This is a genomic window from Streptomyces sp. NRRL F-5122 (assembly GCF_001507435.1).
Classification (GTDB): domain Bacteria; phylum Actinomycetota; class Actinomycetes; order Streptomycetales; family Streptomycetaceae; genus Streptomyces; species Streptomyces lannensis.
The window spans coordinates 25,310-50,599 of sequence record NZ_LMWH01000001.1 but is presented as its reverse complement, the minus strand read 5'-3'; the positions used below and the strand labels follow the sequence as shown (position 1 = coordinate 50,599).

The window sequence follows — 25,290 nt, the reverse complement described above, 5'->3', positions numbered from 1 at the left end:
TCGTATCCCGCCAGACCCTGCCGGGACTACGCGGACTTGCGGCTGTCCCGCGGATGGACGGCGATGTTCATCGCGCCGGAGCGGAGAACGGCCAGGCGCTCCTCGAGGACCTCTTCGAGCTCCTCGCGGGTGCGTCGCTCCATCAGCATGTCCCAGTGCGTACGCGCCGGCTTGGCCTTCTTCTCTTCCGGGCCGTCACCGTCCACAAGGAGTGCCGGGGCCCCACAGACCTTGCACTCCCACTCCGGCGGGATCTCCGCCTCGACCGAGAAGGGCATCTCGAAGCGGTGCCCCTTCTCGCATGCGTACTCCACGGCCTGGCGCGGGGCCAGGTCGATGCCGCGGTCCGTCTCGTAGCTGGTCACCACGAGGCGCGTGCCGCGAAGAGCTCGCTCACTCATGAATCGTGCCTCCCGGGCTTGTCGCCCACAGGACAGGTGTCGCTGTCGTCGTCATCCGGTCAACGTCCGGTCGGCGGTAAAGATTCCCGTTCCGGGTCATGCGTCGCCGTCGTAGCCGCCCCTTGTTGTACCCACCAGCGCCCGGTTTGTCACATCTGCCAGCAGATGTCACCCAGCGGCTCGTCTCCTTTGACGCGCAGTAACGGTACGCCTTGCAGGCCAAACGCGTACACTACCGCCCTTTGCCGTCAGGTGCTAAATCCTCTCGGGTACCGGATTTCCCGCGTCGCGCACCGCCTGCCGCACCGGGACCCGGGCCAGCAGGACGAATCCGATGAGGAAGAACGCCACCAGCGAGATGATCGCGTCCCGATAGCTTCCGGTCAGCTGGTAGGTGAGTCCGAACAGCAGCGGTCCGAGCCAGCTCATGCCGCGGTCGCTCATCTCGTAGGCCGAGAAGTACTCGGCCTCCTTGCCGGGCGGCACCAGATGGGAGAAGAGCGAGCGCGACAGGGCCTGGCTGCCGCCGAGGACCATTCCGATGCAGGCCGCCAGGACGAAGAACCAGACGGGTGCGCCGGCGGGCAGGAAGTAGCCCGCGCCGAGCGTCACGGTCCAGGCGACGAGTGAACCGAGGATGGTGCGCTTGGCCCCGTACTTGCGGGCCAGCCGTCCCATCCCCAGGGCGCCGCCCACCGCCAGCACCTGCACCAGCAGCACGGCGGCGATCAGGGTCGACTGGCCGAGGCCCAGTTCCTCGGAGCCGTACACCGACGCCTGGGAGATGACGGTCTGGATGCCGTCGTTGTAGATGAGGTACGCCAGCAGGAAGGCGAGGGTGAGCGGCTTCCCGCGCATGTCGCGGACCGTCGCCGCCAGTTGCCGCCAGCCGTGCACCGCGGGCGCCGAGGACGTCGTACGGCGGTCCCGCAGCCGCCGCAGCGGCACCAGCGTGAAGGCGCCCCACCAGATGCCCGCCGAGGCCAGGCAGATGCGGACCGCGGTGGACTCCGAGACGCCGAAGGAGTCGTGGGCCGTGAACAGGACCAGGTTCGCTACCAGGACCAGAGAACCGGCCGCGTAACCGAAGGCCCAGCCGCGTGAGGAGACCGCGTCGCGCTCCTCGGGCGGTGCGATCTGCGGGAGATAGGAGTTGTAGACCACCATCGAGACGGCCACCGAAGCGTTCGCGACGATCAGCAGGAGGCCGCCGAGCAGATAGCGCTGTCCGTCCAGGAAGAACATCCCGGTGGTGGCCGCGGCACCCAGGTACGCGCAGAGGCCGAGCAGCGGCTTCTTGCGTCCGCTGCGGTCGGCGGCCGCCCCGGCGAGCGGCATGACGAGGATCGCGACGACGACGGAGGCGGAGACCGAGTACGCGAAGAAGGATCCCGCGCGGACCGGTACGCCAAGCGGGTGGACGTAACCGTCCGCGTCCGCCGCCGATTTGGCCACCGAGGTGAGATAGGGGCCGAGGAACACGGTCAGCACGCTCGTCGAGTAGACGGAGCACGCCCAGTCGTAGAAGTACCAGCCGCGCTGTTCGCGCCGCCGCTCGGCGGGGTCGTCCGCCGCCACTGCCCGCAGGGTGTCGGTGCCCACCCGTGCCCTCGCTTCCCCGTGGAACGTGATCGTGCGCGGGGCGTTCAGACCCAGGTGCCCCGGTCCTCGAGGACCTTGCGCAGCGTGCCGATGTGATCGGTCATGATGCCATCCACTCCCAGGTCCAGGAGCCGGTGCATACGATCGGGTTCGTTGATCGTCCACACGTGCACCTGGAGCCCTCGCGCATGAGCGGCGCGCACGAAGCGGCGGTCCACCACGGGGATGCCCGACTGGGACTCCGGGACCTGGGCGGCTATCGCCGAGCGGCGCAGCCCCGCCGGTATGCCCCAGGAGCGCAGCCGCAGACCCAGCACGCCCCGCGTGCCGTACGACGTCGCAAGGCGCGGACCCGCCAGGCGCTGGGCGCGCACGACGCGGGACTCCGAGAACGAGCCGACGCAGATCCGGTCCCAGCTGTCCGTGCGCTCGATCAGGTCCAGCAGGGGGCGCAGGGCGGGCTCCGCCTTGATGTCGACGTTCCAGCGCACCTCGGGGAACTCCTCGAGCAGGTCCTCGAAGAGGGGCACCGGCTCGCTGCCCGCCACGCGCGCCTGCCGCACGTCCTCCCAGGGCAGGTCCGCGATCCTTCCGGCCCCGTCCGTCACCCGGTCGAGCGTCGTGTCGTGGAACGCCACCAGCTTCCCGTCGGCGGTGGCGTGCACATCCGTCTCGATGTACCGGTAGCCCGCCGCCACGGCGCGCCGGAACTGGGCCAGGGTGTTCTCCAGACCGTCCCCGGCCCCGCCCCGGTGGGCGAAGGGGATGGGGCCGGGGTGGTCGAGATAGGGGTGGCGTATCAGGGTCGTCACCGGTGCAGTATCGCTCCCTCCGGTTGCCCGGTGGCAACGACCGTGCTGCGCGCCGATGCCGCGGGGACGGCGAACACGCGCAGGAAGAGCTGGGCCAGCGGGCCGATGGTCAGCGCGTACAGCACGGTCCCGACGCCGACGGTGCCCCCGAGGGCGAACCCGGTCACGACGACGGCGACCTCGACGGCCGTGCGGATCAGCCGGATCGAGCGGCCGGTGCGCCGGTGCAGACCGGTCATCAGGCCGTCGCGCGGACCCGGTCCGAAGTCCGCCGCGATGTAGAGGCCGGTCGCCGCGCCGTTGAGCACGACACCCGCCAGAAGAAGGGGAACCCGTACGGCCAGGGCGCGCACGTCGGGGAGCACGGCCAGGGTGGCGTCCATGGCGAAGCCGATCACGAGGACGTTGGAGACGGTGCCGAGACCGGGGCGCTGGCGCAGGGGGATCCACAGCAGCAGGACGGCGGCGCCCACGATGGTCAGCACCAGGCCCATGCTGAGCCCCGTCAGCTTCGACAGTCCCTGATGCAGGACGTTCCACGGTTCGAGGCCGAGGCCCGCCTCGAGGAGGAGGGCGGAACTCGCGCCGTAGAGCGCGAGACCCGCGTACAACTGGACCAGCCGCCGCCCGAGCCGGATCTTCGTGGACATGCCAGTGAACAAAACGAACCCCCCTGTGGTGGCAGTGGCCTGATGCATGACACTCTGTGGCTTGGAAAGACAAGCCAACCATGGCCAATTCAGGGAAGGTGGACCGGAAGTCATGGCGCAGTGGACCTCGGCGGTGGGTGCGGCGCAGCTCGCCCGACTGCTCAACTCCCAGCAGGACCGTCCCGCGGGCCCCGGCACCCGTCGCCCGCCCGCCTATCGCGCGCTCGCCGACGGCATCCGGCTCCTGGTGCTGGAGGGCCGCGTGCCCGTCGCCGCCCGGCTGCCCGCCGAGCGGGAACTGGCGCTCGCCCTGTCCGTCAGCCGTACGACGGTCGCGGCCGCGTACGAGGCGATGCGGACCGAGGGATTCCTGGAGTCCCGCCGCGGGGCCGGCAGCTGGACCGCCGTGCCCGCCGGCAACCCGCTTCCGGCGCGGGGACTCGAACCGCTGCCGCCCGAGGCCCTGGGCTCGATGATCGACCTCGGCTGCGCGGCCCTGCCCGCACCCGAGCCGTGGCTCACCCGCGCCGTGCAAGGGGCGCTGGAGGAGCTGCCCCCGTACGCGCACACCCACGGGGACTACCCGGCCGGTCTGCCCGCGCTGCGCTCCATGATCGCCGAGCGCTACACCCGGCGCGGCATCCCGACCATGCCGGAGCAGATCATGGTGACCACGGGCGCCATGGGCGCCATGGACGCGATCTGCCACCTCTTCGCCGGCCGAGGCGAGCGCATCGCCGTCGAGTCGCCGTCGTACGCCAACATCCTCCAGCTGATGCGGGAGGCGGGCGCCCGCCTGGTCCCCGTGGCGATGAGCGAAGGTCTTCGCGGCTGGGACCTGGACCGCTGGCGCCAGGTACTGCGCGAGGCCGCGCCCCGACTCGCCTATGTCGTCGCGGACTTCCACAACCCGACGGGCGCACTGGCCGACGAGGACCAGCGCCGCCGCCTGGTGGAGGCGGCCCGCTCCGCCGGGACGGTCCTGGTCGTCGACGAGACGATGAGCGAGCTGTACCTGGAGGACGATCTGGAGATGCCGCGTCCGGTGAGCGCCTTCGACCCGGCGGGCTCCTCCGTGATCACCGTGGGCTCGGCGAGCAAGGCCTTCTGGGCGGGCATGCGCATCGGCTGGGTGCGTGCCGCCCCCGATGTGATCCGCAGCCTGGTCGCGGCCCGCGCCTATGCCGACCTGGGCACACCGGTGCTGGAGCAACTGGCCGTGCACTGGCTGCTCAGCACGGGCGGCTGGGAGCAGGCGGTGGAACTGCGGCGCAAGCAGGCCCGGGAGAACCGGGACGCCCTGGTCGCCGCGGTACGTACGCAGTTGCCCTCCTGGGAGTTCTCGGTGCCGCGGGGCGGTCTGACCCTGTGGGTGCGCACCGGCGGTCTGTCGGGATCCCGTCTCGCCGAGGCCGGTGAACGGGTCGGCGTCAGGGTGCCGTCGGGGCCGCGCTTCGGCGTGGACGGCGCGTTCGAGGGATATGTGCGGCTGCCGTTCACGGTGGGCGGTGCCGTGGCGGAGGAGGCGGCGGTGCGCCTCGCGGCCGCGGCACACCTGGTCGAGACGGGGGTGTCGGGACCGGCCGAGGCGCCGCGCACCTTCGTCGCCTGAGCCGCACCCGGGCGTACGCAGGCGCGGCCGTGCGCGGGCGCCGGGGAGGCCGGGCCCCGGCGCCGGTTCAGCCCTCCGCCGGAACCGCTTCCACCGCCGGGCTGTTCCGCCGCGGCAGCAGCCCGAGGACCGCCTGCCGATGGCGTTCGCTGGTCGCGTCGTCGTACGGATCCGGGGTGGCCGGCACCTGGAGGCGGTGGACCGGGCCGGTGCCCAGGCGGGCGTAGCCGCGGCCCGGTGGAACGTCCCTGGTGGGCGTGGTGTGCGGCGGCACGCCCAGCACCGCCTCGAGTTCGCCGGAGGTGGCGCAGCCGAGCACCACACGGGCGCGGGTGTGCCGGAGTACGGCGTCGCACAGACCGTCGAGGCCGTCCAACTGCTCGGCGACCACGACCGTGACGTTCGCGGCGCGGCCGTGCCGCAGGGGCACCTGGAGCAGCGCGAGCGGATCCCTGCCACCGTCCGCCGCCGCGAGGTGCCCCAGCACGCTCGACCGGTCCAGCAGGATCCACAGCGGGCGCTTGACGTCGTCGGGCGGCGGCTGTCCGGCCTGCCGGGCCCGGTTCGCCGCGATCAGGCGCCGTTCCGTCTCGTGGGTCGCCCACTCCAGGCTCGCCACCGCCCCGGCGAGGCCGGACTCGACGGCGAGCACACCGTCCCGGCCCGTCAGGCACGCGTACTCGCCGGTGCCGGCGCCCTCGACGATCAGCACGTCCCCGTACTGCAGTGCCTGGAGGGCGATCGAGCGCATCAGCGTCGTCGTACCGCTGCCGGGCCCGCCGGCGATGAGCAGATGCGGCTCGGTGGAGCGGGGTCCCGTGCGCCACACCACCGGAGGGACATCGCGCTGCTCCTCGCCCTGGGTGAGGGGGAGCGTGCGCTGGACACCGGTGGGGTCGGTGAACCCGAGCACCGTCTCGCCGGGCGCGGTCACGAAGCGCTGCGCGGCGATGTCGGTGGGCAGGGGGGGCAGCACGGTCACGGTCAGTTCGTTGGCCTCCTCGTCCCACTGGAAGTGGTACTCGCGGCCGCGCCCCGACTTCGCGTGCACGAGCTGCTCGATCCGTGCACGCGATTCGGCCTCGCCGTCCGTGAAGTAGGCGGGGTAGCGGATGAGGAGGTGCGAGATGCGGCCGGTCCCGTCGAACTCGAACGAGGACAGCGTCCGGGTCCAGTCCCCGCCGGGCGCGTACATCGGAGCCGGGTCCTCGGCCACCGAGAAGTAGGGCACGAGCGCCTCGTAGAGCGACTGCAGACGCTGGGTCTGGGCGTCGCTCGGGCCATTCGGCTGCGCCGATCTGCGCTCGCGGCCCTGCCATCCCGCCGCCGCCATGAGGACGATGCCGGCCAGCAGGGGCCCGTAGGGCATCAGGGCCACGACCAGGATCACCGATGCGGCCAGGAAGAGGAGCGGTCCCCGCCGGTCCTTCGGCGTCTCCGTCCACTTGCGCCGTCCGGCCAGGGCCAGCCGGCGCAGACCGCGCGAGATGGTGATCAGCGGGTGGAGGACATCGGTGGCGCCGCCTGCGGCCGTTCGGGCCAGCTCCCGGCCGCGGGCGATCTGCGCGCTGCCGTTGGTGAGAATGCGGGGGAGGGGGCGCCGGGCCACGTGTTGCTCCTGGGGTGCGTGCGGAAGGTGGGCGGGGTCAGAAATTGAGCCCGCCCAGCAGGCTCGCGAGGCTCGCGCCCCCGGCCTTGATGCTCGGGGCCACGGCGGTGCTCGAGAGGTAGAAGCCGAAGAGCCCGCAGACCGTGGCGTGGGAACCCTTCAGGCCGTGGTTGCGGCAGAACAGGAAGACGACGCTGCCGAGCAGTACAACGCCAGAGATGTTGAGGATCATTGCTCTCTCCTGGTTCACGGGGACAGTCACCATGAGTCCTTCCAGGCTCACAGAATGTATCCATAGGATAAAAGCTGCAAGTGGGTGAAATTGCATTGATTTCCGCCGGATGGCGGCGCTGTCCTGCGCACTTCGGGCCGGTCCGTTGCGCTCACCGGGCACTGTCGTGACCTTTGCCGGGTGCGGCGCCCGCCATGTGCCGCCGAAGCCAGTACGCTGGCGATTCACCCGTACGGCGTCACCGCTCGCCGCTGTACGAGGCGCGTGCGACCGCCCCGCTCGCCGTCGTGCGCTCCCGCAGTCCCCAGCAGCCGTAGTGAGAGGCGGTCCGTCCGATGAGTGACGCCCCCGACCCCGAGGTCGTGGAGCTGGCGACCAAGATCTTCGATCTTGCGCGCCGAGGCGAGACCGAGGCGCTCGTGGCGTACGTCGACGCGGGCGTTCCGGCCGACCTCACCAACGACCGCGGTGACTCGCTCGTGATGCTCGCCGCCTACCACGGACACGCGGACGCCGTCCGGGCCCTGCTGGAGCGCGGCGCCGAGGCCGACCGGGTCAACGACCGGGGCCAGACCCCGCTCGCCGGAGCGGTCTTCAAGGGCGAGCCGGAGGTCATCAGGGTCCTGCTGGACGGCGGCGCCGACCCGTCCGCGGGCACGCCGTCGGCCGTCGACACCGCCCGGATGTTCGGCAGGAGCGACTTGCTCGAACTGTTCGGCGAGCCCTGATCCGTATGCTCTGACCAGCAAAGACAACGAAAACGGGGGAGGCGGTACGGGGCCGCCCGAAATAAGGTCGCGGCAGCGCGAGACGCCGAGTCATCATGACGTCGTGAATCACGGACGCGATGGCTGGGCAGGTGTTGCCGCACCGCGCGGACCGTGATGCGGTCCGCATGGGCCACCGACGAGAGGCAGAGGAAGATGGTCTACAACAAGCAAGCGACGGCGGGCGCCCCGACGTGTTGTCACGCGACCAGGTAGTGCGTGTCCCCCGGTTGCGTCGACGCTTGATGTGAGGCTGTTTCCCATGTTCGAACCGGTCATAGCGCCCAGCGGTACCCTGCTCGGCCTCCTCCAGAGGGGCCGCGGCGACGGTACGTTGCACGCGCTCACCGCACCGCGAGCCGAAGCGCTCGCGGCTCTCAACCACTGCGTGCTGCGTGATCCCCGCCACGACTGGCAGGTGGAGAACCGCTCCCTCTACTACGCCCGGCTCTACCTCGATCTGCACGGCGAGCTGGACGACATCGAGGCACACCTCTTCAGCGCCGAGGACGTCCTCGACACCGACGAGTGCCGCACGGGACTCACCCTCGCGGTCCTCGGGCACCTCGCGTCGTACGGCAGGCGTGATGCGCTGGAACTGCTGCGCAGGTACGCGGCCTCGGGCTCCAACTGGGCCTGGGCCCTGGACGAACTCGCGCTGCGCGACGACGACGCGGGGCTGCGGGCCCTCGCCGCTCCCGTCCTGGCCCGTTTCCCGGCCGATGCCGAGGGTGAGGCCGAACTCGCGGTCGCCGTCCGGGACGCCTTCGAGCCACGGCCCTGGCGGCTGTGGGCGGACGACTCGCGCCCGTCCGTCGCCACGCGTGTGCGTGCCGCGCAGGAGGCGGGCTGTTTCGACCGCTGGCAGCGGCAGATGCAGTCGCAGGGCCCCCGGCCGGGGTGGAGCGTGCAGGCGGTCTTCGACTGGGCCCAGCAGGGCATCGAACGCGGTGCCGTGCTCCATGTGCCCGCGGCCCGCTGCCTCAGTGCCGTCGCCGGTCCCGAGGACCGGCCGGAGATCGTCGAGGCCGCCCGTTTCGGCGAGGACGGGGCCCGGTGTACCGCCCTGCGCTACCTCGCCGACAGCAACGACGCCGAGGCCCTCGACCTGATCGAGGCCGCCGTGGCCTCCGGGTCCGCTCTCGTCGTCGACGCGGCCGTGGACGCCTTCGAACGGATGCGCAGTATGGCCGCCGTCGACCGGGCGCGCGGCTGGGCCCGCCGGCCGGACGCCCTGGGCGCGGCCGCCGGGCGCATGCTCGCCTGCCGCGGCGGCGCACAGGACAGCGACCTGGTGCTCGCCGCACTGCGCGAGGGGGTCCGGGGCGAGGGCCCCGACGCGCCGACCCTGTGGACCCTCGTCGACGGCGCCGGACGGCTGGGAATCGCCTGTGCCGCGCCGGTACTGCGCCATGTCTACCGCGAGACCGCGTCGTCCCATCTCCGCGGCCGCGCCGCCCGCGCCCTGGCCGCCACGGATCCCTCCTTCGCCGCGGGGTTCGCCGTCGAGTGCCTCTGGGACTGCGAGGAATCCACCCGCGAGGTCGCCGCACGGCACGCCGAGACCGGGGACACACGCGTCGTCGAGCGGCTCCGCAGGCTCGCCGCGGATCCGGCCGAGGAGGCCGAAGTCCAGACAGCCGTTCGCAGCCGCATCGGCCCGGACATGCCAACCGTATGAACGGTCGGTGACTCATGGGTCAGGAACGTATGGACGAGGGCTGACCTGCCCGGCGACGCAGCCCAACGCTCACAGGACGTTCCCCGTCCGGAAAGATCGACGTTGACGAGGCCACGTCCGGCAGGGCGAGAACACGGGTATGCGTGTCGTCATCGTGACCGAATCCTTTCCCCCCGATGTGAACGGCGTGGCCCACTGCGCGCTCCAGACCGCCCGGCACCTCGTCGATCGCGGTCACGTTCCCCTCGTCGTCGCCCCGGCCACCGCCGCCGGGAACGGGCCGGACGCCCAGGCGCCCTGCCCCGTCGTCCGTGTCCCCTCCATTCCGCTCCCGGGCTACCCCCAGGTGCGCGTCGCTCTCCCCAGCCGACGCGTCGCCGCGGCCATCACCGAGCACCGCGCCGACATCGTGCACCTGGCAAGCCCCTTCATCCTCGGTGTCCGGGGCATGGCGGCCGCCGCCCGCCTCCACATCCCGGCCGTCGCCATCTATCAGACCGACCTGGCCGGATACGCCCGCACCTACATCAGCGCGGGCGAGGCCGCGGCCTGGCGGCGCATCCGCTCCGTGCACGCCGCCGCCGACCGTACGCTCGCGCCGTCCAGCGCGGCACAGCGCGACCTGGAGGCGCACGGCGTGCCGCGGGTCCAGCTGTGGCCGCGAGGTGTCGACACCGTCCGCTTCCGCCCCGACCTGCGCGACGAGGCGATGCGCCGGGAACTCGCCCCCAACGGCGAGCTGATCGTCGGCTATGTCGGCCGGCTGGCCCCCGAGAAGCACGTCGAGCTGCTCGCCGGCGCCTGCGGACTCGAGGGCGTCCGGGTCGTGGTCGTGGGTGACGGGCCGAGCGAGCCCACCCTCCGGAGCGCCCTGCCCGGGGCCGCCTTCCTCGGGCGCCGTACCGGAGACGAGCTCGCCCGGATCTTCGCCTCGCTGGACGTCTTCGTGCACACGGGCCCGTTCGAGACCTTCTGCCAGACCGTGCAGGAGGCCATGGCCAGCGGTGTGCCGGTCGTCGCTCCCGCCGCCGGCGGACCGCTCGACCTGGTGGCCCACGGCCAGACCGGACTGCTCGTCCCGCCCGGTGACACGGCCGCCTTCCGCGACGCGGTCCAGACTCTGGTCTCGGACCGCGCGCTGCGGAACGAGTACGGGACCGCCGCACGCGCCCTCGTCGAGGGCCGCACCTGGGCGGCCGTCGGCGATCAGCTCATCGGGCACTACGCGGACGTGCTCGCGGCGCGCAGGACGGCGGTGGCGGCATGAGCTTCGCCACCGAGCGCGTCGGCGGCGGACTGCGGATCGTGCGGCTCGCCAACTTCGTGGCGCCCTCCTCCGGCGGTCTGCGCACGGCCCTGCGCGAGCTGGGCAAGGGGTTCAAGGAAGCGGGCCACGACCCGGTGCTGATCGTGCCGGGGGAGCGCCACAGCGACCGGGAGACCGAGCAGGGCAGGGTCATCACCCTGCCCGGGCCCGTCCTGCCCGGTACCGGCGGCTATCGCGTCCTCACGGACAAGCGGCGGGTCGCCGCCCTCCTGGAGCGACTCGACCCCGACCGCCTGGAGGTCTCCGACCGCACGACGCTGCGCTGGACCGGCAAGTGGGCGCGGCGCGCCCGGATTCCCGCCGTGATGGTCTCCCACGAGACCGCCGACGGCGTCCTGCGCACCTGGGGCCTCTCGGAGAACCTCTCGCGGCGCGCCGCCGACGCGCTCAACATCCGTACGGCACACACCTACGCACGCGTGGTGTGCACCACCGAGTTCGCCGAACGCGAGTTCGTGCGGATCGGGGCCCGCAACGTCGTACGGGCGCCGCTGGGCGTCGACCTGGAGCAGCGGCACCCCTCGCTGCTGGACGCCGGGCTGCGCGAGCGGTACGCGCGCGGGGACGAGACGCTGCTCGTGATGTGCTCCCGCCTCTCCGTGGAGAAGCGGCCCGGCACGGCCCTGGACGCCCTGGAGTCGCTGCTGCGGCGCGGGCGGCGTGCGGTCCTGGTGATCGCCGGCGACGGCCCGCTGCGGGCCCGGCTTGAGCAGCGGGCGGCCGAGCGGCGGCTGCCGGTCACCTTCCTCGGCCATGTGGGCGACCGGGAGCTGCTCGGCGCCCTGCAGGCCTCGGCCGATGTGTGCCTGGCCCCCGGGCCGGCGGAGACGTTCGGGCTCGCCGCCCTGGAGGCGATGGCCTGCGGAACCCCCGTGGTGGCCAGCTCCCTCTCGGCGCTGCCCGAGGTCATCGGCTCGGCCGGCGCCACCGCGGTCAACACCGGCGAGGCGTTCGCCGACGCGATAGACATGCTCACGGAGCGGCCCGAGTGCGAGCGCCGGGAGGCGGCACGCGCGCGTGCCGAGTGCTTCGGGTGGAAGACCGCGGTCGACGCGTTCCTCGCGGCCCACGACGTGCAGCCGTCCGTCGTGCGACCGACGGCCTTCGACGACCGTTTCCGGGACGACGCCCGGGAGGGTGTCGCATGAGACCCCTGCGGTTCGTCGCACTCGGCGATTCACTGACGGAAGGCGTGGGCGACCCCGTCGGGGACTCCTGGCGGGGGTGGGCTGCGCTCCTCGCCGGCGGGCTCGCGCCCGCCCACGCCCCGGCCGAGTTCACCAACCTCTCCGTCAGCGGCGCGCAGACCCGGGACGTTCTCGAACGGCAGACCCCGGACGCGCTCGACCTGCGCCCGGATGTCGTCTCCGTCGTCATCGGCGTCAACGACACGCTGCGCTACACCTTCGACATCCACGCCGTCGCCGCCCGGCTCGACAAGGTCTACGCGGCCTTCAGGGCCCAGGGCGCGGTGCTGCTCACTGCCTGTCTGCCGGATCCGGGGTCGATGCTCCGCCTGCCCGGCGCGCTGGCGCGCCCGCTGGCGCGGCGGCAGCGGGCCGTGAACACGGTCGTGCACGCGCTCTCCGAGCGGCACGGGGCGGTGCATCTGCACGCCGAGGGCGGGGACTGGATCCACGACCGGTCCATGTGGAGTGCGGACCGGCTGCACCCGGGGGAGCGCGGGCACCGGCAACTCGCCCTGCGCTTCCACGCGCTGCTCGCCGAGGAGGGTGTCGCGACGGGCATCGCGCCCGCCGCCGAACCCGAGTTCGCTCCGCCCACCCGCTCGGCCAGCCTGTGGTGGCTCGCCACCGCCGGAACGGGCTGGGTGGCGAGGCGATGCACCGATCTGCTGCCGCAACTGCTCACCCTCGCCGCAGCCGAGGTGCGCCACAAGGCGCGGGGGACGAGCGCCCGGCTGGACCTGAGCGCCTCGCACGCGGTGGCGTCCGCGCTGGCCGCGCTGTCGGTGGCCGAACAGCCGGACGTGGCGTGAACCGTGGCGCCTAACGACGGCTGACGGCGGTGAAACGCACGGGGGTGCCCGGAGTCGCCTGGGCGGCGGCCGCGAGGCCGGCCGGACGGACGACCGCGATGACCGGGTACCCCCCGGTCGTCGGGTGATCGGCGAGGAAGACGACCGGGCTGCCGTCGGGCGGCACCTGGACCGCTCCCAGCACCATTCCCTCACTGGGGAGTTCGCCCGGCCGGGCGCGCTCCAGCGGGGGACCTTCGGTGCGCAGGCCAACCCGGTTGCTCGCCGAGGACACACGGTACGCGCGGGTGAGGAACGTTCGGACCGCGTCCGCCGTGAACCAGTCCTCGCGCGGCCCCAGCGTCACCCGCAGCACCAACTCGTCCGGTGGACCCGGCTGCGGAGCGGCGTCCGCGTACGGGAGGACGGCGGCGGGTCTCCCCAGGGGCAGTACGGCGCCGTCCGCGAGCGGCGGCGGGCCGAGGCCGGAGAGCAGGTCCGTGGAGCGGCTGCCCAGCACCGGTTCCACGGTCACACCGCCCGAGACGGCGAGATAGCTGCGCACTCCGGACCGCGCGCGTCCGATGTCGAGCAGCGCACCGCCCATGACACGCACCGGCGCTCCCCAGGGCGCGGGGCGCCCGTCCACGGTGACCGGGCAGGGCGCGCCGCCGACCGCCACCGTGACCGCCGAACGCGGCCGCACGGTGCAGCCGTCCAGCGTGGTCTCCAGCACGGCCGCCTCCGGGGGATTGCCGACCAGCCGGTTGACGAGCGCCGCGGCGGGCGCGTCGAGCGCTCCCGAGCGCGGCACGCCGAGGTGGGCGTGGCCGGGCCGTCCCCCGTCCTGCACGGTGGTCAGCGCCCCGGCGCGCACGACCGAGAGCGCACGGTCCGTCATCCGGAGCCCACCGGGACGAAACGGACCACGGCGCCCGGCGCGAGCAGCGCGGCCGGCACCCGCGTGTGGTCCCACAGGACGGCGTCGGTCGTGCCGATGAGCCGCCAGCCGCCGGGCGACGGGCGCGGGTACACGCCCGTGTACGGACCGGCCAGTGCCACGGCGCCGGCCGGCACGGACGTGCGGGGGGTGGCGCGGCGCGGAACGTGATAGCGGTCCGGCAGACCCGTCAGATAGCCGAAGCCGGGCGCGAACCCGCAGAAGGCCACCCGAAACCGGGACGCGGCGTGGATCCGCGCCGCCTCGTCCCGGGACACGCCCCACAGGGCGGCGACGTCCGGGAGATCCGGACCGTCGTACCGGACGGGGATCTCCACCGGTTCCCGCACCCGCTCGGGGACCGGCGGAATCTCCCAGCCGGCGAGCCGCGCCGCGAGCCGGGAGGGCTCCCGCACCCCGTCGAGCAGGACGGTGCGGGCCGCGGGAACGATCTCGCGTACCGTCAGCTCGCCGGCCGACCTGCGGCGTTGCAGCTCGGCGTGCAGCGCCTCGGCCTCCCGCCCCGAGGGGACCTCCAGGAGCAGGGCGTCGTCGCCGACGGGCATCGCCCTCATACGAAGGCCTCCACACGGACGCCGGCGGCCTGAAGCGCGGCCCGTACCCGGCGGGCCAGGTCGACGGCGCCGGGCGTGTCGCCGTGCAGACAGAGCGAACGTGCCCGTACGGGGATCTCGCGCCCGGAGTGCGCGGTGACGACCCCGGAGCGGGCGAGTCCCACCGAACGTTCCACCACGACGTCCGGGTCGGTGACCACCGCGCCGTTCTCCCGGCGCGGCACGAGCGTTCCCTCCTCGGTGTACGCGCGATCCGCGAACGCCTCGGTGACGGCCGGGAGTCCGGCCTTCTCGGCCACCTCCAGCAGCCGTGAGCCCGGCAGCCCGAGCACGGGCAGCGCGGCGTCGGCGAGCAGCACGCCCTCGACGACCGCCTCGGCCTGCCGCTCGTCGTGGACGACCCGGTTGTAGAGCGCGCCGTGCGGCTTCACATACGACACCCGGGAGCCCGCGGCACGCGCGAAGACCTCCAGCGCGCCGATCTGGTAGGCCACTTCGGCCGCCAGTTCCGCGGGCGGCACATCCATCGAGCGCCGTCCGAATCCGGCCAGGTCGCGGTAGGAGACCTGGGCGCCGATCCGTACCCCCCGTTCCGCCGCCAGTGCGCACACCCGCCGCATGGTGGCCGCGTCCCCGGCGTGGAAGCCGCAGGCCACGTTGGCGCTGGTGACGACGGACAGCAGTCGCTCGTCGTCGGTGAGCTGCCAGCGGCCGAAGCCCTCGCCGAGGTCGGCGTTGAGATCGATCATGGTCCCTCCTGGTCGGGCGGCATCAGCCGACGCGGTACTGCTCGTCACGGGCGTCGGTGATGAACATCTGCCCCGGTGCGTGGGTGATGGCGAACGGCGGGCGCGAGGCCGTCACCGCGGCCTGCGGGGTCACTCCGCAGGCCCAGAACACCGGGATGTCGTCCGGTTCTGCGTCCACCGGGTCGCCGAAGTCGGGCCGGCCGAGGTCCTCGATCCCGAGGGCCGAGGGATCGCCGCAGTGCACGGGGCTTCCGTGCACCGCCGGGAGAAGTCCGCTCTCCCGGATCGCGGCTCCGAGGTGCTGCGGCGGCACCGGGCGCATGGACACCACCATGGGGCCGTGCAGGCGCCCCGCCGGCCGGCACTGACGTCCCGTCACGTACATCGGCACGTTGCGGCCCTGTTCGAGGTGGCGGATGGGGACGCCCGCCTCGACGAGCGCCCACTCGAAGGTGAAGCTGCACCCGATGAGGAAGGACACCAGGTCCTCTCGCCAGTGCGCGAGGACGTCCGTCGGTTCGTCCACGAGTTCGCCGTCCTGCCACACCCGGTAGCGCGGCAGATCGGTGCGCAGATCGGCGCCGTCCGCGAGGACCGTGGTGAAGGACCCGGCGTCCGTGACGTCGAGGACCGGGCAGGGCTTGGGGTTGCGCTGGCAGAACAGCAGCGTGTCATAGGCCCAGTCGGCCGGGACCGACACCAGGTTGGCCTGCGTGTGGCCCGCGGCGCACCCGGCCGTGGGGCCGCTCAGCCCGCCGCGGAAGCGGGCCCGGGCGTCCTCGGGGCGCCACATGTGCGCGTGGTCGTCGACGCGCATGAGGGGGCGGTCGTCCGCTCGGTTCACGTCAGTTCCTTCCCGCGCGTCTCGGGCAGGCCCAGCAGCGCCAGCGCCGCGAGACCGTAACCGATCGCGCCGAAGACCAGCGCCCCGCCGACGCCCCAGCTGTCGGCGAGGAAGCCCACCAGGGTGGGGAAGACGGCGCCCACCGCGCGCCCGGTGTTGTAGGTGAAGCCCTGCCCCGTGCCGCGTACCGCCGTGGGGTACAGCTCGCTCAGATAGGACCCGAAGCCGCTGAAGATCGCCGACATGCAGAACCCGAGCGGGAAACCGAGCACCAGCAGAAGGGCGTTGGCGCCGCTGGGGATGTTCGCGTACGCCAGGATGCAGAGAGCCGAGAGCAGTGCGAACAGCCAGATGTTGCGCCGGCGGCCCAGGCGGTCGGTGAGGTGGCCGCCGGTGAGGTAGCCGAGGAAGGCTCCGGAGATCAGGAAGGCCAGATAGGAGCCGGTGCCGACGACGGACAGGCCACGTTCGGTCTTGAGGTAGGTGGGCACCCAGGTCGCCAGCGTGTAGTAGCCGCCCTGGACGCCGGTAGACAGCAGGCCCGCGAAGACCGTCGTGCGCAGCAGACCCGGCGCCCCGTCCGAGCCGGGCTTGAAGATCGCCGCGAACGACCCCCTCTGCTCGCTGCGTTCACGCTGGGCCGTCGCCTCCGGGGCGTCGTGCACCCGGCGGCGCATCCAGATCACCAGCAGTGCGGGCAGCGCTCCCGTCCAGAACATCACGCGCCAGGCGAGGTCGTCGCCCACGAAGGAGAAGACCAGCGTGTAGACGACGGCGGCCAGTGCCCAGCCGACGGCCCAGGAGCTCTGGATCGCGCCGAGGGTACGGCCGCGGTGCCGGGCGCTCGCGTACTCGGCGACCAGGATCGCGCCGACCGCCCACTCGCCGCCGAAGCCGAGCCCCTGCAGGGCCCGGAAGACCAGCAGCGTCTCGTAGGTGGGCGCGAAGCCGCAGGCGACCGTGAAGACGGCGTACGTCACCACGGTGATCATCAGGGCCTTCACCCGGCCGATACGGTCTGCCACGACGCCCGCGATGGCGCCGCCCACCGCCGAGACGACCAGGGTGACGGTGGTGAGCAGTCCCGTCTGGCCGCTGTCCAGACCGAAGTACGCCGCCAGCGCGACCATGCTCAGCGGCAGTGTGAAGTAGTCGTAGGAGTCCAGGGCGTAGCCGCCGAAGGCTCCGGCGAAGGCGCGCCGGCCGCGCGGGCCGAGGGCGCGCAGCCAGGCCAACGCACCGTCGTCGGCGATGCGTTCGGTCGCGTCGGAGTGGGCGTCGGCGGTCAGGGGCCGGGAAGGAGGGGTCGTGCTCATGGGCACCTCGCAGTGAGGGACGGAGGGTGCTTGCGGGATGAGCCGTGCCGTGCGGTCGGAGAGCGCCGTGCGGGGAACTGCGCCCAACGATGGGACATTTCGCGCGAAAGGTGCGGCCCGAGATGTGGGGCCGGGTGATGCCGTTCGCAGTACCGTAGAGGATCGTTCAACGATCCTTCAATACCCATGTTGTTTCGTCCTTGTATCTGCGATTGAATTCCGGGCATGGCAGAGCAGCTGACGGGACTGGCCGACGACCGCGCCCTCCTAGGGCGTACCAGCACCGCCGAGCGGGTCTCGGACATCCTCAGGAGCCGGATCGCCGAGGGGTACTTCCCGCCCGGCACGCGGCTGTCGGAGGACGGCATCGGGGGTGCGCTCGGCGTCTCCCGCAACACGCTGCGCGAGGCATTCCGGCTGCTCACGCACGAGAGACTGCTTGTCCACGAGTTGAACCGAGGGGTCTTCGTCCGGGTGCTGACCGTCGAGGACGTCGAGGACATCTACCGCACCCGGCTGCTCGTCGAGTGCGCCGTGGTCCGGGGTCTGGGCGAGCCGCCGTACGCCCTGCACGGCCTTGCCGAAGCCGTCGCGGAGGGGCAGCGGGCCGCGGGGGAGACCGACTGGAAAGGGCTGGGCACGGCCAACATCCACTTCCATCGCGAACTGGTGGCGCTCGCGGGCAGTGAGCGCACCGACGAGCTGATGCGCAGCGTCTTCGCCGAACTGCGGCTCGCCTTCCACGTCGTGGACGACCCCCGGCGGCTGCACGAGCCCTACCTCGTGCGCAACCAGCAGATCCTCCGGGCCCTGCAGGGCGGCGACCGGATCGGGGCGGAGGAGCTCCTCGAGGTCTACCTCCACGACTCGCTGGAGCGGATCGTCGAGGACTACCGGCGGCGGGTCGGCGACGAGTAGCAGGTCCGGCGCATCGGCGCGACGAGCGGACCCCGCGGCGCACCCGTGCTGTTTGGGACGTTGTCAGACCGAGGACCTAATCTGTGCACCGTGACTTCGCCTGCATCGACGGACCGTGTTCCGCCCCAGCTCAGCGCGGGGCCGCGCCCCGCACCGGGCCCGGCCGCCGACGAGGGGCTGGCGCGGCGGCTGCGCGCGCTCGCCTGCACCGCGCCGCTGCACGACCTCGACGCACGCAAGGCGAACCTCGCGGGTGAGTACTCGGTGTACGGGATGGCGGAGGTCGCCCTGTCCGCCATCGACCTGGTCACACTGAACATGGACTTCGACACGGGAGCAGACCACGACCAGATAGTGGCCCGGCTCATCCCGCGCATCGCCGCCCAGGCCCCTCGGCGCCCGGTCGCGGAGCACGAGCGCGTCGCCCGCTGGGTCCTGGAGAACCTGGTCAACGTCGGCAGCGTCGACCGGGGCTTCCGCGCCGTGTACGGCACGTTCACGGCCGACGGCGAGTACGTCCGCCGCGACTACGACTTCAAGCTGATCGAGGAGGTTCCGGGCTACGGCGGGGGCGTCTATCTGAGGACGACGGACGAGGCGGTCAACGTCCTGGTCGGCGCTCTGGACACGGACGTCACGAGCGCCCAGATCGCCGCCGAGGTCAAGCTCGACGTGCTGATCAGCCGCGGGCGCCTCGCCGACGCCCAGCTCGCCGCCGAGCAGGCCCGCTACCGCACCGTGCAGTACTCGGAGTCGCTGCGCAGGACCCTGGAGGCGACCCGGCGCAACGTCCGGGCGGTGGACTGGCTGAACACGGTCCCCGACATGATCGCCGAGGCCCTCGACCACGTCGCCGACCGCTACCGCCACGAGAACGCGATCCTCACCAACATCCGCAGGGCCCGCGACGAGTCCGAGGACCCCGAGCACAAGCGGCGCGCCGCCGAGCTCGTCGACATCGTCAAGGACTGCATCCGCAGGCACACCCAACTGCAGTCGCGGCTTCTGGAAGCGGGCCCGCTGTTCCGCGCCGAGCAGGACCGGCAGGCCTTCGCCGCTCCCATGGCGACCTCGGGGACGGACCTGTACGGGCATCTCCTCGCACCCCTGCTGCCGCTTCCGCTGGAGCGGGCGATCCGCGTCACGGACGCCTTCTTCGGCCACGGCACGGGTCTGCGCACCCCGGCCTCCGTGCGGGTCGGTGACCTCGTCGACCTGCTCCTGACGCCGCCCGTGGAGCGCGAGCACCTCGGCGCCGAGATGCCCGAGCCGGATCTGATCGCCACCCCGGACGACAGCCGGTTCAGCGAGGAGCAACTGGCCGCCGCGCTGGAGCTGCTCGACCTGCCGGCGGACGCGCCCAGGCGGCTGTCCGGACTGCTGGCACAGGCACGCCGGCAGGACCCCGAACTGCCCTACCTGGTGGCCCTGCTGACCGTGCACGCGGCCAGCCCGCCGGTCGGCACTGCCTACCGGCAGGGCGAACAGAAGCTGCTGTTCGCCGTGGACGACGGCACGGAGCTGGACGATCCCGAGTTCGGCGGTGCGGACCTGATCGTCGGCACGGCCCTGCTCGATGCGGCGGGCATGGCGGCGGACCGGACGGAAGCGGCATGACCAGCGATCAGTACCAGCAGCATGAGGAGTCCCGACCGTGACCGAGCACGTCGAGTGGAGTGAGCCGGAGGCGGCCGCCGCGCCGGTGAGTGCCGCCGTCACCCCCGCCGACGCCGCCGACGCGGCGCGGCTCGTCGCCTTCGGGCTGCAGCCCAAGCTCCAGCCCGCCCGCGACCAGGAGTACACGGAGCTGCTGCGCCGCTATCGCGAGGACTCCCGCTTCGCCCGGCTCGCCGACGCCGTGGCCGGCGGGCTCGGGCTGGTCGTCCTGGAGGTGTCCCCGCGCGCCGGCATGGCGGTGACCGCCGCCGAGGACTCCGTGTTCGCCGTCCGCATGGGCGACTACGCGCGGCGCACCTCCGCCGACTCGGGCGACCGCTTTCTGCACGGCCTCGCCCATCTCGCCGTCGCCGCGCTCGCGTTCCCGCGCCCCGAGGACCTGGCCGACGACGGCTACATCGGGCGCGTCACGGTCAACGGCGTCGACGCCTTCGTGCGTCAGGCCTGCCGCCGGCTCGAGGAGCGGGCCGAGGAGCAGGGCGAGAACACGGACCCGGCGACGGACGCGCCGGGGCTGGAGGCGGCCTGGCGGATCTGGGCCAGACGCAGCGCGACCGGGGCCACCAAGGACGCGCGCCGGCTCGCCGGCTCCACCACGGGCATCGTCGGCAAGGCCGTCGCGTTCCTCACCGACTCCGGATTCCTCCAGCGCACGGGCGACGACCACGGCGGCACCTACCGAACGACGGCCCGCTACCAGCTCCAGGTGCGCGACATGGCGGGCAGCGCCGCCATGGGCGAACTCCTCGAACTGGGCGTCGTCCCGGTGACCGACGGGACGGGCACCCTGCTGCCCGCCGAGGACACCGACGACCTGGAGCTGGTGGCCGACGCCGGGCTGCCGTTCCACTCGGGCAGAGCCTGAGGTCCCGCGGCCTTCGGCCCTCCGCATTTCCGCAGACTCAGCAAGATCGACGACGAGAGTCCCCCGCCATGTACGAGCTGTCCCGGGTCCGCCTCTACTCCATCGGACCGGCCGGTGCGCGCTATGCCGACACCGTGCTGGACCTGCGGGGCGTGGGTGATCGGGTGCCCGACCCCGCGCCCACCCAGGCGGAGTTCTTCGAAGAGGAGCCCGTGGGCCCGCCGCGCCGTCCGGCGCCCGCCGGTGTGCTCTTCCTGGAGAACGGCGGCGGCAAGTCCGTCCTGCTCAAGCTGATCTTCTCGGTGATGCTGCCGGGCCACCGCAACACCCTCGGCGGGGCCAGCTCCGGTGTGCTGCGCAAGTTCCTGCTCGCCGACGACTGCGGGCATGTGGCGCTGGAATGGCAGCACACACTGACCGGCGAGTGCGTCGTGGTCGGCAAGGTGAGCGAATGGCGGGGGCGCCAGGTCTCCAGCGACCCGCGGAAGTTCGCGGAGGCCTGGTACTCCTTCAGACCCGGCCCCGGGCTCAGCCTCGACAATCTGCCGGTCGCCGAGTCCACCGCCGTGAGACCGCCGGCCGAGGGCGCTTCCGGGGCGGCGGGACGGCGCCGCACGATGAAGGGCTTCCGGGACGCCCTGACGGAGGCGGGCAAGGCGTATCCGCACCTCGAAGTGCACTGGGAGGAGATCCACGACCGCTGGAACGAGCATCTGACGGACCTCGGCCTCGACCCCGAACTCTTCCGCTACCAGCGGGAGATGAACGCCGACGAGGGTGAGGCCGCCGGCCTCTTCGCGGTCAAGAAGGACTCCGACTTCACGGACCTGCTGCTGCGGGCCGTGACCGACACCCGTGACACCGACGGGCTCGCCGACCTGGTCGGCGGTTTCGGCAACAAGCTGGGACGGCGCGCCGAGCTGATGGCCGAGCGCGACTTCACCGCCGGGTCGGTGGATCTGCTCGGGCGCATCGTCGAGGCGGCCGGGACACGCTCGCGGGCCCGGGACATCCACGCGGGCGCCGAGCGGCGCACCCGCACCCTGGCCCGGCGGCTGTCGGCACGCGGGGTGCGCGAGCGGATGCGGGCCACCGATCTTGCCCAGCGCGTCACCGCCGCCGCCTACGCGGTCACGCATGCCGAGGGCGCCCGCGAGCGCAGTGCGCTCATCGCTGCCGAACTCGCCTACCGGCATGCCTCGTCGGCCCTGGCGGGTGCGGAGAAGGCCGCAGCCGCCCAGAAGCGCGAACTGGCCGACGCGCGCCAGTTGTACTCCGCCTGGCAGGCCGCCGAGGCCGTGCTGCGCCACCGCGCCGCCGCCGACCGCTCGGCGCGGGTGGCGGCCGCCATCCGGGAGGCCGAGCGGGACGCGGCGCCGGCGCTCGCCGCGCGCGCCAGGGCCGCAGTGGATCTCGTCCGGGCACTGCACGCCGCCGCCGAGAGCGCCGAGACCCTCGCCAACGAGGAGGAAGAGCGCTCCGCCGCCCTCCAGGCGGCAGGCGAGTCCGCGCACCGGGACGCGACCGCCGCCGCCACGGAGGCACAGCGTGCGCGCAGCGAGGTGGGGCATCTGCGCCAGCGGCTCGCCGAGGTCGAGCAGGAGACCGCCGAGGCCGTGCGCGCGGGCTGGCTGGACGACAGCGCCCCCGACGCCGACCCGGCACGCGCCGCGCTCGCCGCGAGCGACGCGGAGAAGGCCGCGGTCGCCGCCTGGGACACCGCGCGTGAGGCGTCCCGCCGGGCGTCCGAGCACGCCCGCGAGGCGGCGTCCGCGGAATCGCGCGCGGAACTGACGGCCGCCCGGTCCGCCGACGCGGCCACGGCCGCCGAGCGGGCATACGAGGCCGAGCAGAGCACCGCCCGGGCGCTGGCGGCGGAGGAGCGGCTGTCGGAACTGCTGAGCCTGTCCGGAACCGGCGGGGCCAGGGTCCCCCGGCCGCGCCGCGACGAGGAGACGCGCGCGGCGGACAGCGCCGCGGAGGGCGGATCCCTCACCGCCGAGGAGTTGGACCGCTTCGCCGACGAACTGCGCGAGCTGCTCGACGACACCGTCACCTCCGCCGAGCGTCAGCTCTTCGAGATGCGCACCGCCGCGGCGGACGACGCGCGCATCCTCGGTGCCCTCGGTGACGGTGGACTGCTGCCCCCGGGCCCGGACGTGCTGGCGACCGTCGAGTTCCTCGGTGAACACGGCATCCCGGCGCTCCCGGGCTGGCGCTACCTCGCGCAGGCGGTCGACCCCGCCGACCACGCGCGCGTGCTGGCCGCCCGTCCCGAACTGGTCGACGGAGTGATCATCACCGACCCGGACACCCACGCCCGGGCCCGTGACGCGCTGAGCGACGCGGCTCTGCTGCCGCGTTCCGCCGTCGCCGTCGGCACCGCGGCCGCGCTGCTCGCCCCGACCCCCGCCCTCGACGAGGGCGACGGCGGAGTCTTCCTCGTGCCGCCGAATCCGGCCATGCACGACGAGCACGCGGCCGACGAGGAGCGGCAGGCACTGCGTGCCCGGGCCACCGAGCGGGACGAGGAGATCCGGGCCCTCGCGGCCCGCCTCGGCAAGGACCGCGAGCTGACCGCCAGACTGGCGTCCTGGCGCACCGGCTGCCCAGCGGGCCGCCTGACCGAACTCGCCGCGGCCGCCCGGGACGCGCGCGCCTTCGCCGAGGAGGCCGAGGCCGAGCTGACCGAGGCGCGCACCGTCCGTGCCGAGGCCGACGAGGTCGCGGCCGAGGCCGCCCAGGTGCGCGACGAGCGCCAGGAGTCCGCGCAGCGGGCGCGGCGCGCCGCCGATGCGCTCGCCGGCCTCGCCTTCCGGCTGCGGGAGCGGGCGGGGTGGCAGGCAGCGCTGCGGGAACTGGCCGACGAGGCCGTCGAATCGGAGGCTCGTGCCCAGTCCCGCCTGGAGCGCGCCCGGGCCGCCGACGAGGACCGCAGGGCCGCCCAGCGCGCCGCCGACGACGCCCGCCGCACCGCGCGTGCACTGCGGGCCGAGCGCGCGGAGATCGCCGGCGCCCCCGACGACGTACCGGCGGACGACGCCGACGCGCCGAAGGCGTCCCTGCCCGCGCTCCGCGAGGCCTACCGCGCCGCCTCCCAGGTGTACGAAAAGGTCGGCGTCGGTGCCGACCTGAGGGCCGAACAGGCGCGCGCCGAGAGCGACGACTCCGCCGCACTCGCCGAACTGGACCGGCTCAGCAACAAGGTCCGTTCACGCGCGGAACAGCTCCTCCAGTCCCCGGACGGCTCGGACGGCCCGTCCCGGCAGGCCGCCGCCACGCGCGCCGAGGAACTGGTGCAACTGCTGGAGACGCGGATGTCGACGGCGAGCGAGCAGCTCGGCCGGCTGCGCGGCGAGGCCGAGCGGCACGCTCCCGAGAACGGCGAGGCCCACACCGAGCTGCCCGAGGAGATGGCCCCCCGGGACACCGAGCACGCACAGTCCCTGCTGCGCACGGCCACATCGGAACTCGCCTCCCGCGTGGAGGCACTCGGCCGGGCCCGCGAGGCCCATGCCGAGCTGCTGGACGCCCACCGCGCGGCCGAGGACGCCGCGGGCGGCTTCGACGAGATCGCGGCGATGCTCCGCGATCTGCTGCGTGAGCACGCGGCCGAGGAGGAGCAGCAGGAGCCGGAGCCCTACCCGGGCAGCCTCGAGGAGGCCCGCCTGTCCGCCGCCGAGAACCGCCGGTCGCTGCGCGGCTGCGCAACTGACCTGTCCTCGGCGGAGTCGGCCGTGCGCGAGGCCTCCGACGTGCTCGTCCGGCATGCCAACTCCACCCGCTACGAGCAGGTCCGCACCCCGGCCCGGCAGCAGATCCGGGAATTGCCCGCGTCGGCGCTGCCGGAGCACGCACAGCGGTGGGCGGACGCCTTCGCACCCCGGCTGCGTGTGCTCACGGACGAGCTGGCCCAACTGGAGCGCAACCGCGACTCGATCGTGGACCGGCTGCGGGGACTCGTGGAGTCGGCGCTCGCCACACTCCGCTCGGCGCAGCGGCTCTCCCGGCTGCCCGAGGGACTCGGCGAGTGGTCCGGGCAGGAGTTCCTGCGCATCCGGTTCGAGGAGCCCGACCAGGCCACGCTCACCGAACGGCTCGGCGAGGTCATCGACGAGGCGACCCGCGCGGCCGTCAGGAAGAACTCCGACCTCAGGCGGGACGGCATGTCGCTGCTCCTGCGGGGGGTCGGCGCGGCCCTCCAGCCGAGGGGCGTCGCCGTCGAGATCCTCAAGCCGGACGCCGTGCTGCGTGCCGAACGTGTCCCCGTCGGGCAGATGGGTGACGTGTTCTCGGGCGGCCAGCTGCTCACCGCGGCCATCGCGCTGTACTGCACCATGGCGGCACTGCGCAGCAACGACCGTGGCCGCGACAGGCACCGCCACGCGGGCACGCTGTTCCTGGACAATCCCATCGGACGCGCCAACGCGACCTATCTGCTGGAGCTCCAGCGCGCCGTCTCGGACGCGCTCGGCGTCCAGCTCCTCTACACCACCGGGCTGTTCGACACGACCGCACTCGCCGAGTTCCCGCTGGTCATCCGGCTGCGCAATGACGCAGACCTGCGGGCAGGACTGAAGTACATCCGGGTGGAGGAGCATCTTCGGCCCGGGCTGCCGCAGCAGCCCAGTGCCGACGAGGCGGTGCACAGCGAGATCACGGCGACCCGGATGTTCAAGCGACCGGCCGTGGACGTCCCGTAGGAAGGGGCGTGGGGCGCGGCACCGCGTGTCGC

The 25,290-nt window shown here is 73.1% G+C and carries 21 protein-coding genes; 10 read left to right on the top strand and 11 right to left on the bottom strand.

What is annotated here, in order from left to right; genetic code table 11:
* Positions 1 to 26: 26 nt before the first annotated feature.
* From ADL25_RS00195 to ADL25_RS00180, 4 genes are all read right to left on the bottom strand, one after another.
* A complete protein-coding gene (locus tag ADL25_RS00195) occupies positions 27 to 401 on the bottom strand; it encodes an RNA polymerase-binding protein RbpA (RefSeq protein ID WP_009187548.1) in 375 nt (124 codons plus the stop codon).
* Between the two features lie 255 nt (positions 402 to 656).
* Positions 657 to 2,003 carry an MFS transporter gene (locus ADL25_RS00190; protein WP_059125489.1) on the bottom strand — a complete coding sequence of 449 codons (1,347 nt, stop codon included), beginning with the start codon at positions 2,001 to 2,003 and terminating at the stop codon, positions 657 to 659.
* Positions 2,004 to 2,047: 44 nt separating this feature from the next.
* A complete protein-coding gene (locus ADL25_RS00185) occupies positions 2,048 to 2,815 on the bottom strand; it encodes a glycerophosphodiester phosphodiesterase (protein ID WP_059125488.1) in 768 nt (255 codons plus the stop codon).
* Entirely contained in the window at positions 2,812 to 3,465 is a 654-nt protein-coding gene (locus ADL25_RS00180; protein WP_059125487.1) for a YczE/YyaS/YitT family protein, read from the bottom strand. Before ADL25_RS00180 ends, ADL25_RS00185 begins: the two co-directional genes overlap by 4 nt.
* 112 nt (positions 3,466 to 3,577) lie before the next feature.
* On the opposite strand from ADL25_RS00180, the gene ADL25_RS00175 reads away from it, so the two are divergent.
* Entirely contained in the window at positions 3,578 to 5,077 is a 1,500-nt protein-coding gene (locus ADL25_RS00175; RefSeq protein WP_059125486.1) for a PLP-dependent aminotransferase family protein, read from the top strand.
* 67 nt (positions 5,078 to 5,144) lie between these two features.
* Here the strand turns inward: ADL25_RS00175 and ADL25_RS00170 are convergent, their stop codons facing one another.
* Complete coding sequence (locus ADL25_RS00170) at positions 5,145 to 6,686, bottom strand: hypothetical protein (protein ID WP_059125485.1); 1,542 nt, start codon at positions 6,684 to 6,686, stop codon at positions 5,145 to 5,147.
* A gap of 37 nt (positions 6,687 to 6,723) precedes the next feature.
* Entirely contained in the window at positions 6,724 to 6,918 is a 195-nt protein-coding gene (locus tag ADL25_RS00165; RefSeq protein ID WP_059125484.1) for a hypothetical protein, read from the bottom strand.
* A 335-nt stretch (positions 6,919 to 7,253) separates the two neighbouring features.
* Between ADL25_RS00165 and ADL25_RS00160 the strand changes: the two genes are divergently transcribed.
* The 5 genes from ADL25_RS00160 (at position 7,254) to ADL25_RS00140 (ending at position 12,692) form a co-directional block, all read left to right on the top strand.
* Positions 7,254 to 7,646, top strand: coding sequence for an ankyrin repeat domain-containing protein (locus ADL25_RS00160; protein ID WP_059125483.1), 393 nt, complete (start codon positions 7,254 to 7,256; stop codon positions 7,644 to 7,646).
* A 301-nt stretch (positions 7,647 to 7,947) separates the two neighbouring features.
* Positions 7,948 to 9,366: a hypothetical protein gene (locus tag ADL25_RS00155; RefSeq protein ID WP_059125482.1), complete on the top strand. Its 1,419-nt coding sequence runs from the start codon at positions 7,948 to 7,950 to the stop codon at positions 9,364 to 9,366.
* 139 nt (positions 9,367 to 9,505) lie between these two features.
* On the top strand, positions 9,506 to 10,633 hold the full coding sequence (locus tag ADL25_RS00150; RefSeq protein WP_059125481.1) for a glycosyltransferase family 4 protein: 1,128 nt from the start codon (positions 9,506 to 9,508) through the stop codon (positions 10,631 to 10,633).
* Positions 10,630 to 11,841 (top strand): glycosyltransferase, encoded by a 1,212-nt coding sequence (locus ADL25_RS00145; protein WP_059125480.1) that lies wholly within the window; start codon positions 10,630 to 10,632, stop codon positions 11,839 to 11,841. Before ADL25_RS00150 ends, ADL25_RS00145 begins: the two co-directional genes overlap by 4 nt.
* The gene (locus tag ADL25_RS00140; protein ID WP_059125479.1) at positions 11,838 to 12,692 is read left to right on the top strand and encodes an SGNH/GDSL hydrolase family protein; all 855 of its coding nucleotides are present in this window, start codon (positions 11,838 to 11,840) and stop codon (positions 12,690 to 12,692) included. The genes ADL25_RS00145 and ADL25_RS00140 overlap by 4 nt, the downstream gene beginning before the upstream one ends.
* Positions 12,693 to 12,702: 10 nt before the next feature.
* On the opposite strand, the gene ADL25_RS00135 is transcribed toward ADL25_RS00140, so the two are convergent.
* From ADL25_RS00135 to ADL25_RS00115, 5 genes are read right to left on the bottom strand one after another with little or no spacing between them, the layout of a single operon-like run.
* Positions 12,703 to 13,572, bottom strand: coding sequence for a biotin-dependent carboxyltransferase family protein (locus tag ADL25_RS00135; protein ID WP_059125478.1), 870 nt, complete (start codon positions 13,570 to 13,572; stop codon positions 12,703 to 12,705).
* Positions 13,569 to 14,186 (bottom strand): 5-oxoprolinase subunit B family protein, encoded by a 618-nt coding sequence (locus ADL25_RS00130; RefSeq protein ID WP_059125477.1) that lies wholly within the window; start codon positions 14,184 to 14,186, stop codon positions 13,569 to 13,571. Before ADL25_RS00130 ends, ADL25_RS00135 begins: the two co-directional genes overlap by 4 nt.
* On the bottom strand, positions 14,183 to 14,935 hold the full coding sequence (locus ADL25_RS00125; protein ID WP_059125476.1) for a LamB/YcsF family protein: 753 nt from the start codon (positions 14,933 to 14,935) through the stop codon (positions 14,183 to 14,185). The genes ADL25_RS00130 and ADL25_RS00125 overlap by 4 nt, the downstream gene beginning before the upstream one ends.
* A gap of 22 nt (positions 14,936 to 14,957) precedes the next feature.
* The gene (locus ADL25_RS00120; RefSeq protein ID WP_059125475.1) at positions 14,958 to 15,779 is read right to left on the bottom strand and encodes a putative hydro-lyase; all 822 of its coding nucleotides are present in this window, start codon (positions 15,777 to 15,779) and stop codon (positions 14,958 to 14,960) included.
* Positions 15,776 to 17,095, bottom strand: a complete 1,320-nt coding sequence (locus tag ADL25_RS00115) for an MFS transporter (RefSeq protein WP_059125474.1) — start codon at positions 17,093 to 17,095, stop codon at positions 15,776 to 15,778. The genes ADL25_RS00120 and ADL25_RS00115 overlap by 4 nt, the downstream gene beginning before the upstream one ends.
* A 225-nt stretch (positions 17,096 to 17,320) precedes the next feature.
* On the opposite strand from ADL25_RS00115, the gene ADL25_RS00110 reads away from it, so the two are divergent.
* The 4 genes from ADL25_RS00110 to ADL25_RS00095 all read left to right on the top strand — a co-directional run bounded on the left by ADL25_RS00110 (position 17,321) and on the right by ADL25_RS00095 (position 25,258).
* Complete coding sequence (locus tag ADL25_RS00110; RefSeq protein ID WP_059125473.1) at positions 17,321 to 18,013, top strand: GntR family transcriptional regulator; 693 nt, start codon at positions 17,321 to 17,323, stop codon at positions 18,011 to 18,013.
* A 90-nt stretch (positions 18,014 to 18,103) separates the two neighbouring features.
* Positions 18,104 to 19,630, top strand: coding sequence for a hypothetical protein (locus ADL25_RS00105; protein WP_059125472.1), 1,527 nt, complete (start codon positions 18,104 to 18,106; stop codon positions 19,628 to 19,630).
* Positions 19,631 to 19,667: 37 nt separating this feature from the next.
* Positions 19,668 to 20,555 (top strand): hypothetical protein, encoded by an 888-nt coding sequence (locus tag ADL25_RS00100; protein WP_059125471.1) that lies wholly within the window; start codon positions 19,668 to 19,670, stop codon positions 20,553 to 20,555.
* Between the two features lie 68 nt (positions 20,556 to 20,623).
* Positions 20,624 to 25,258: a hypothetical protein gene (locus tag ADL25_RS00095; RefSeq protein WP_059125470.1), complete on the top strand. Its 4,635-nt coding sequence runs from the start codon at positions 20,624 to 20,626 to the stop codon at positions 25,256 to 25,258.
* Positions 25,259 to 25,290 lie beyond the last annotated feature (32 nt).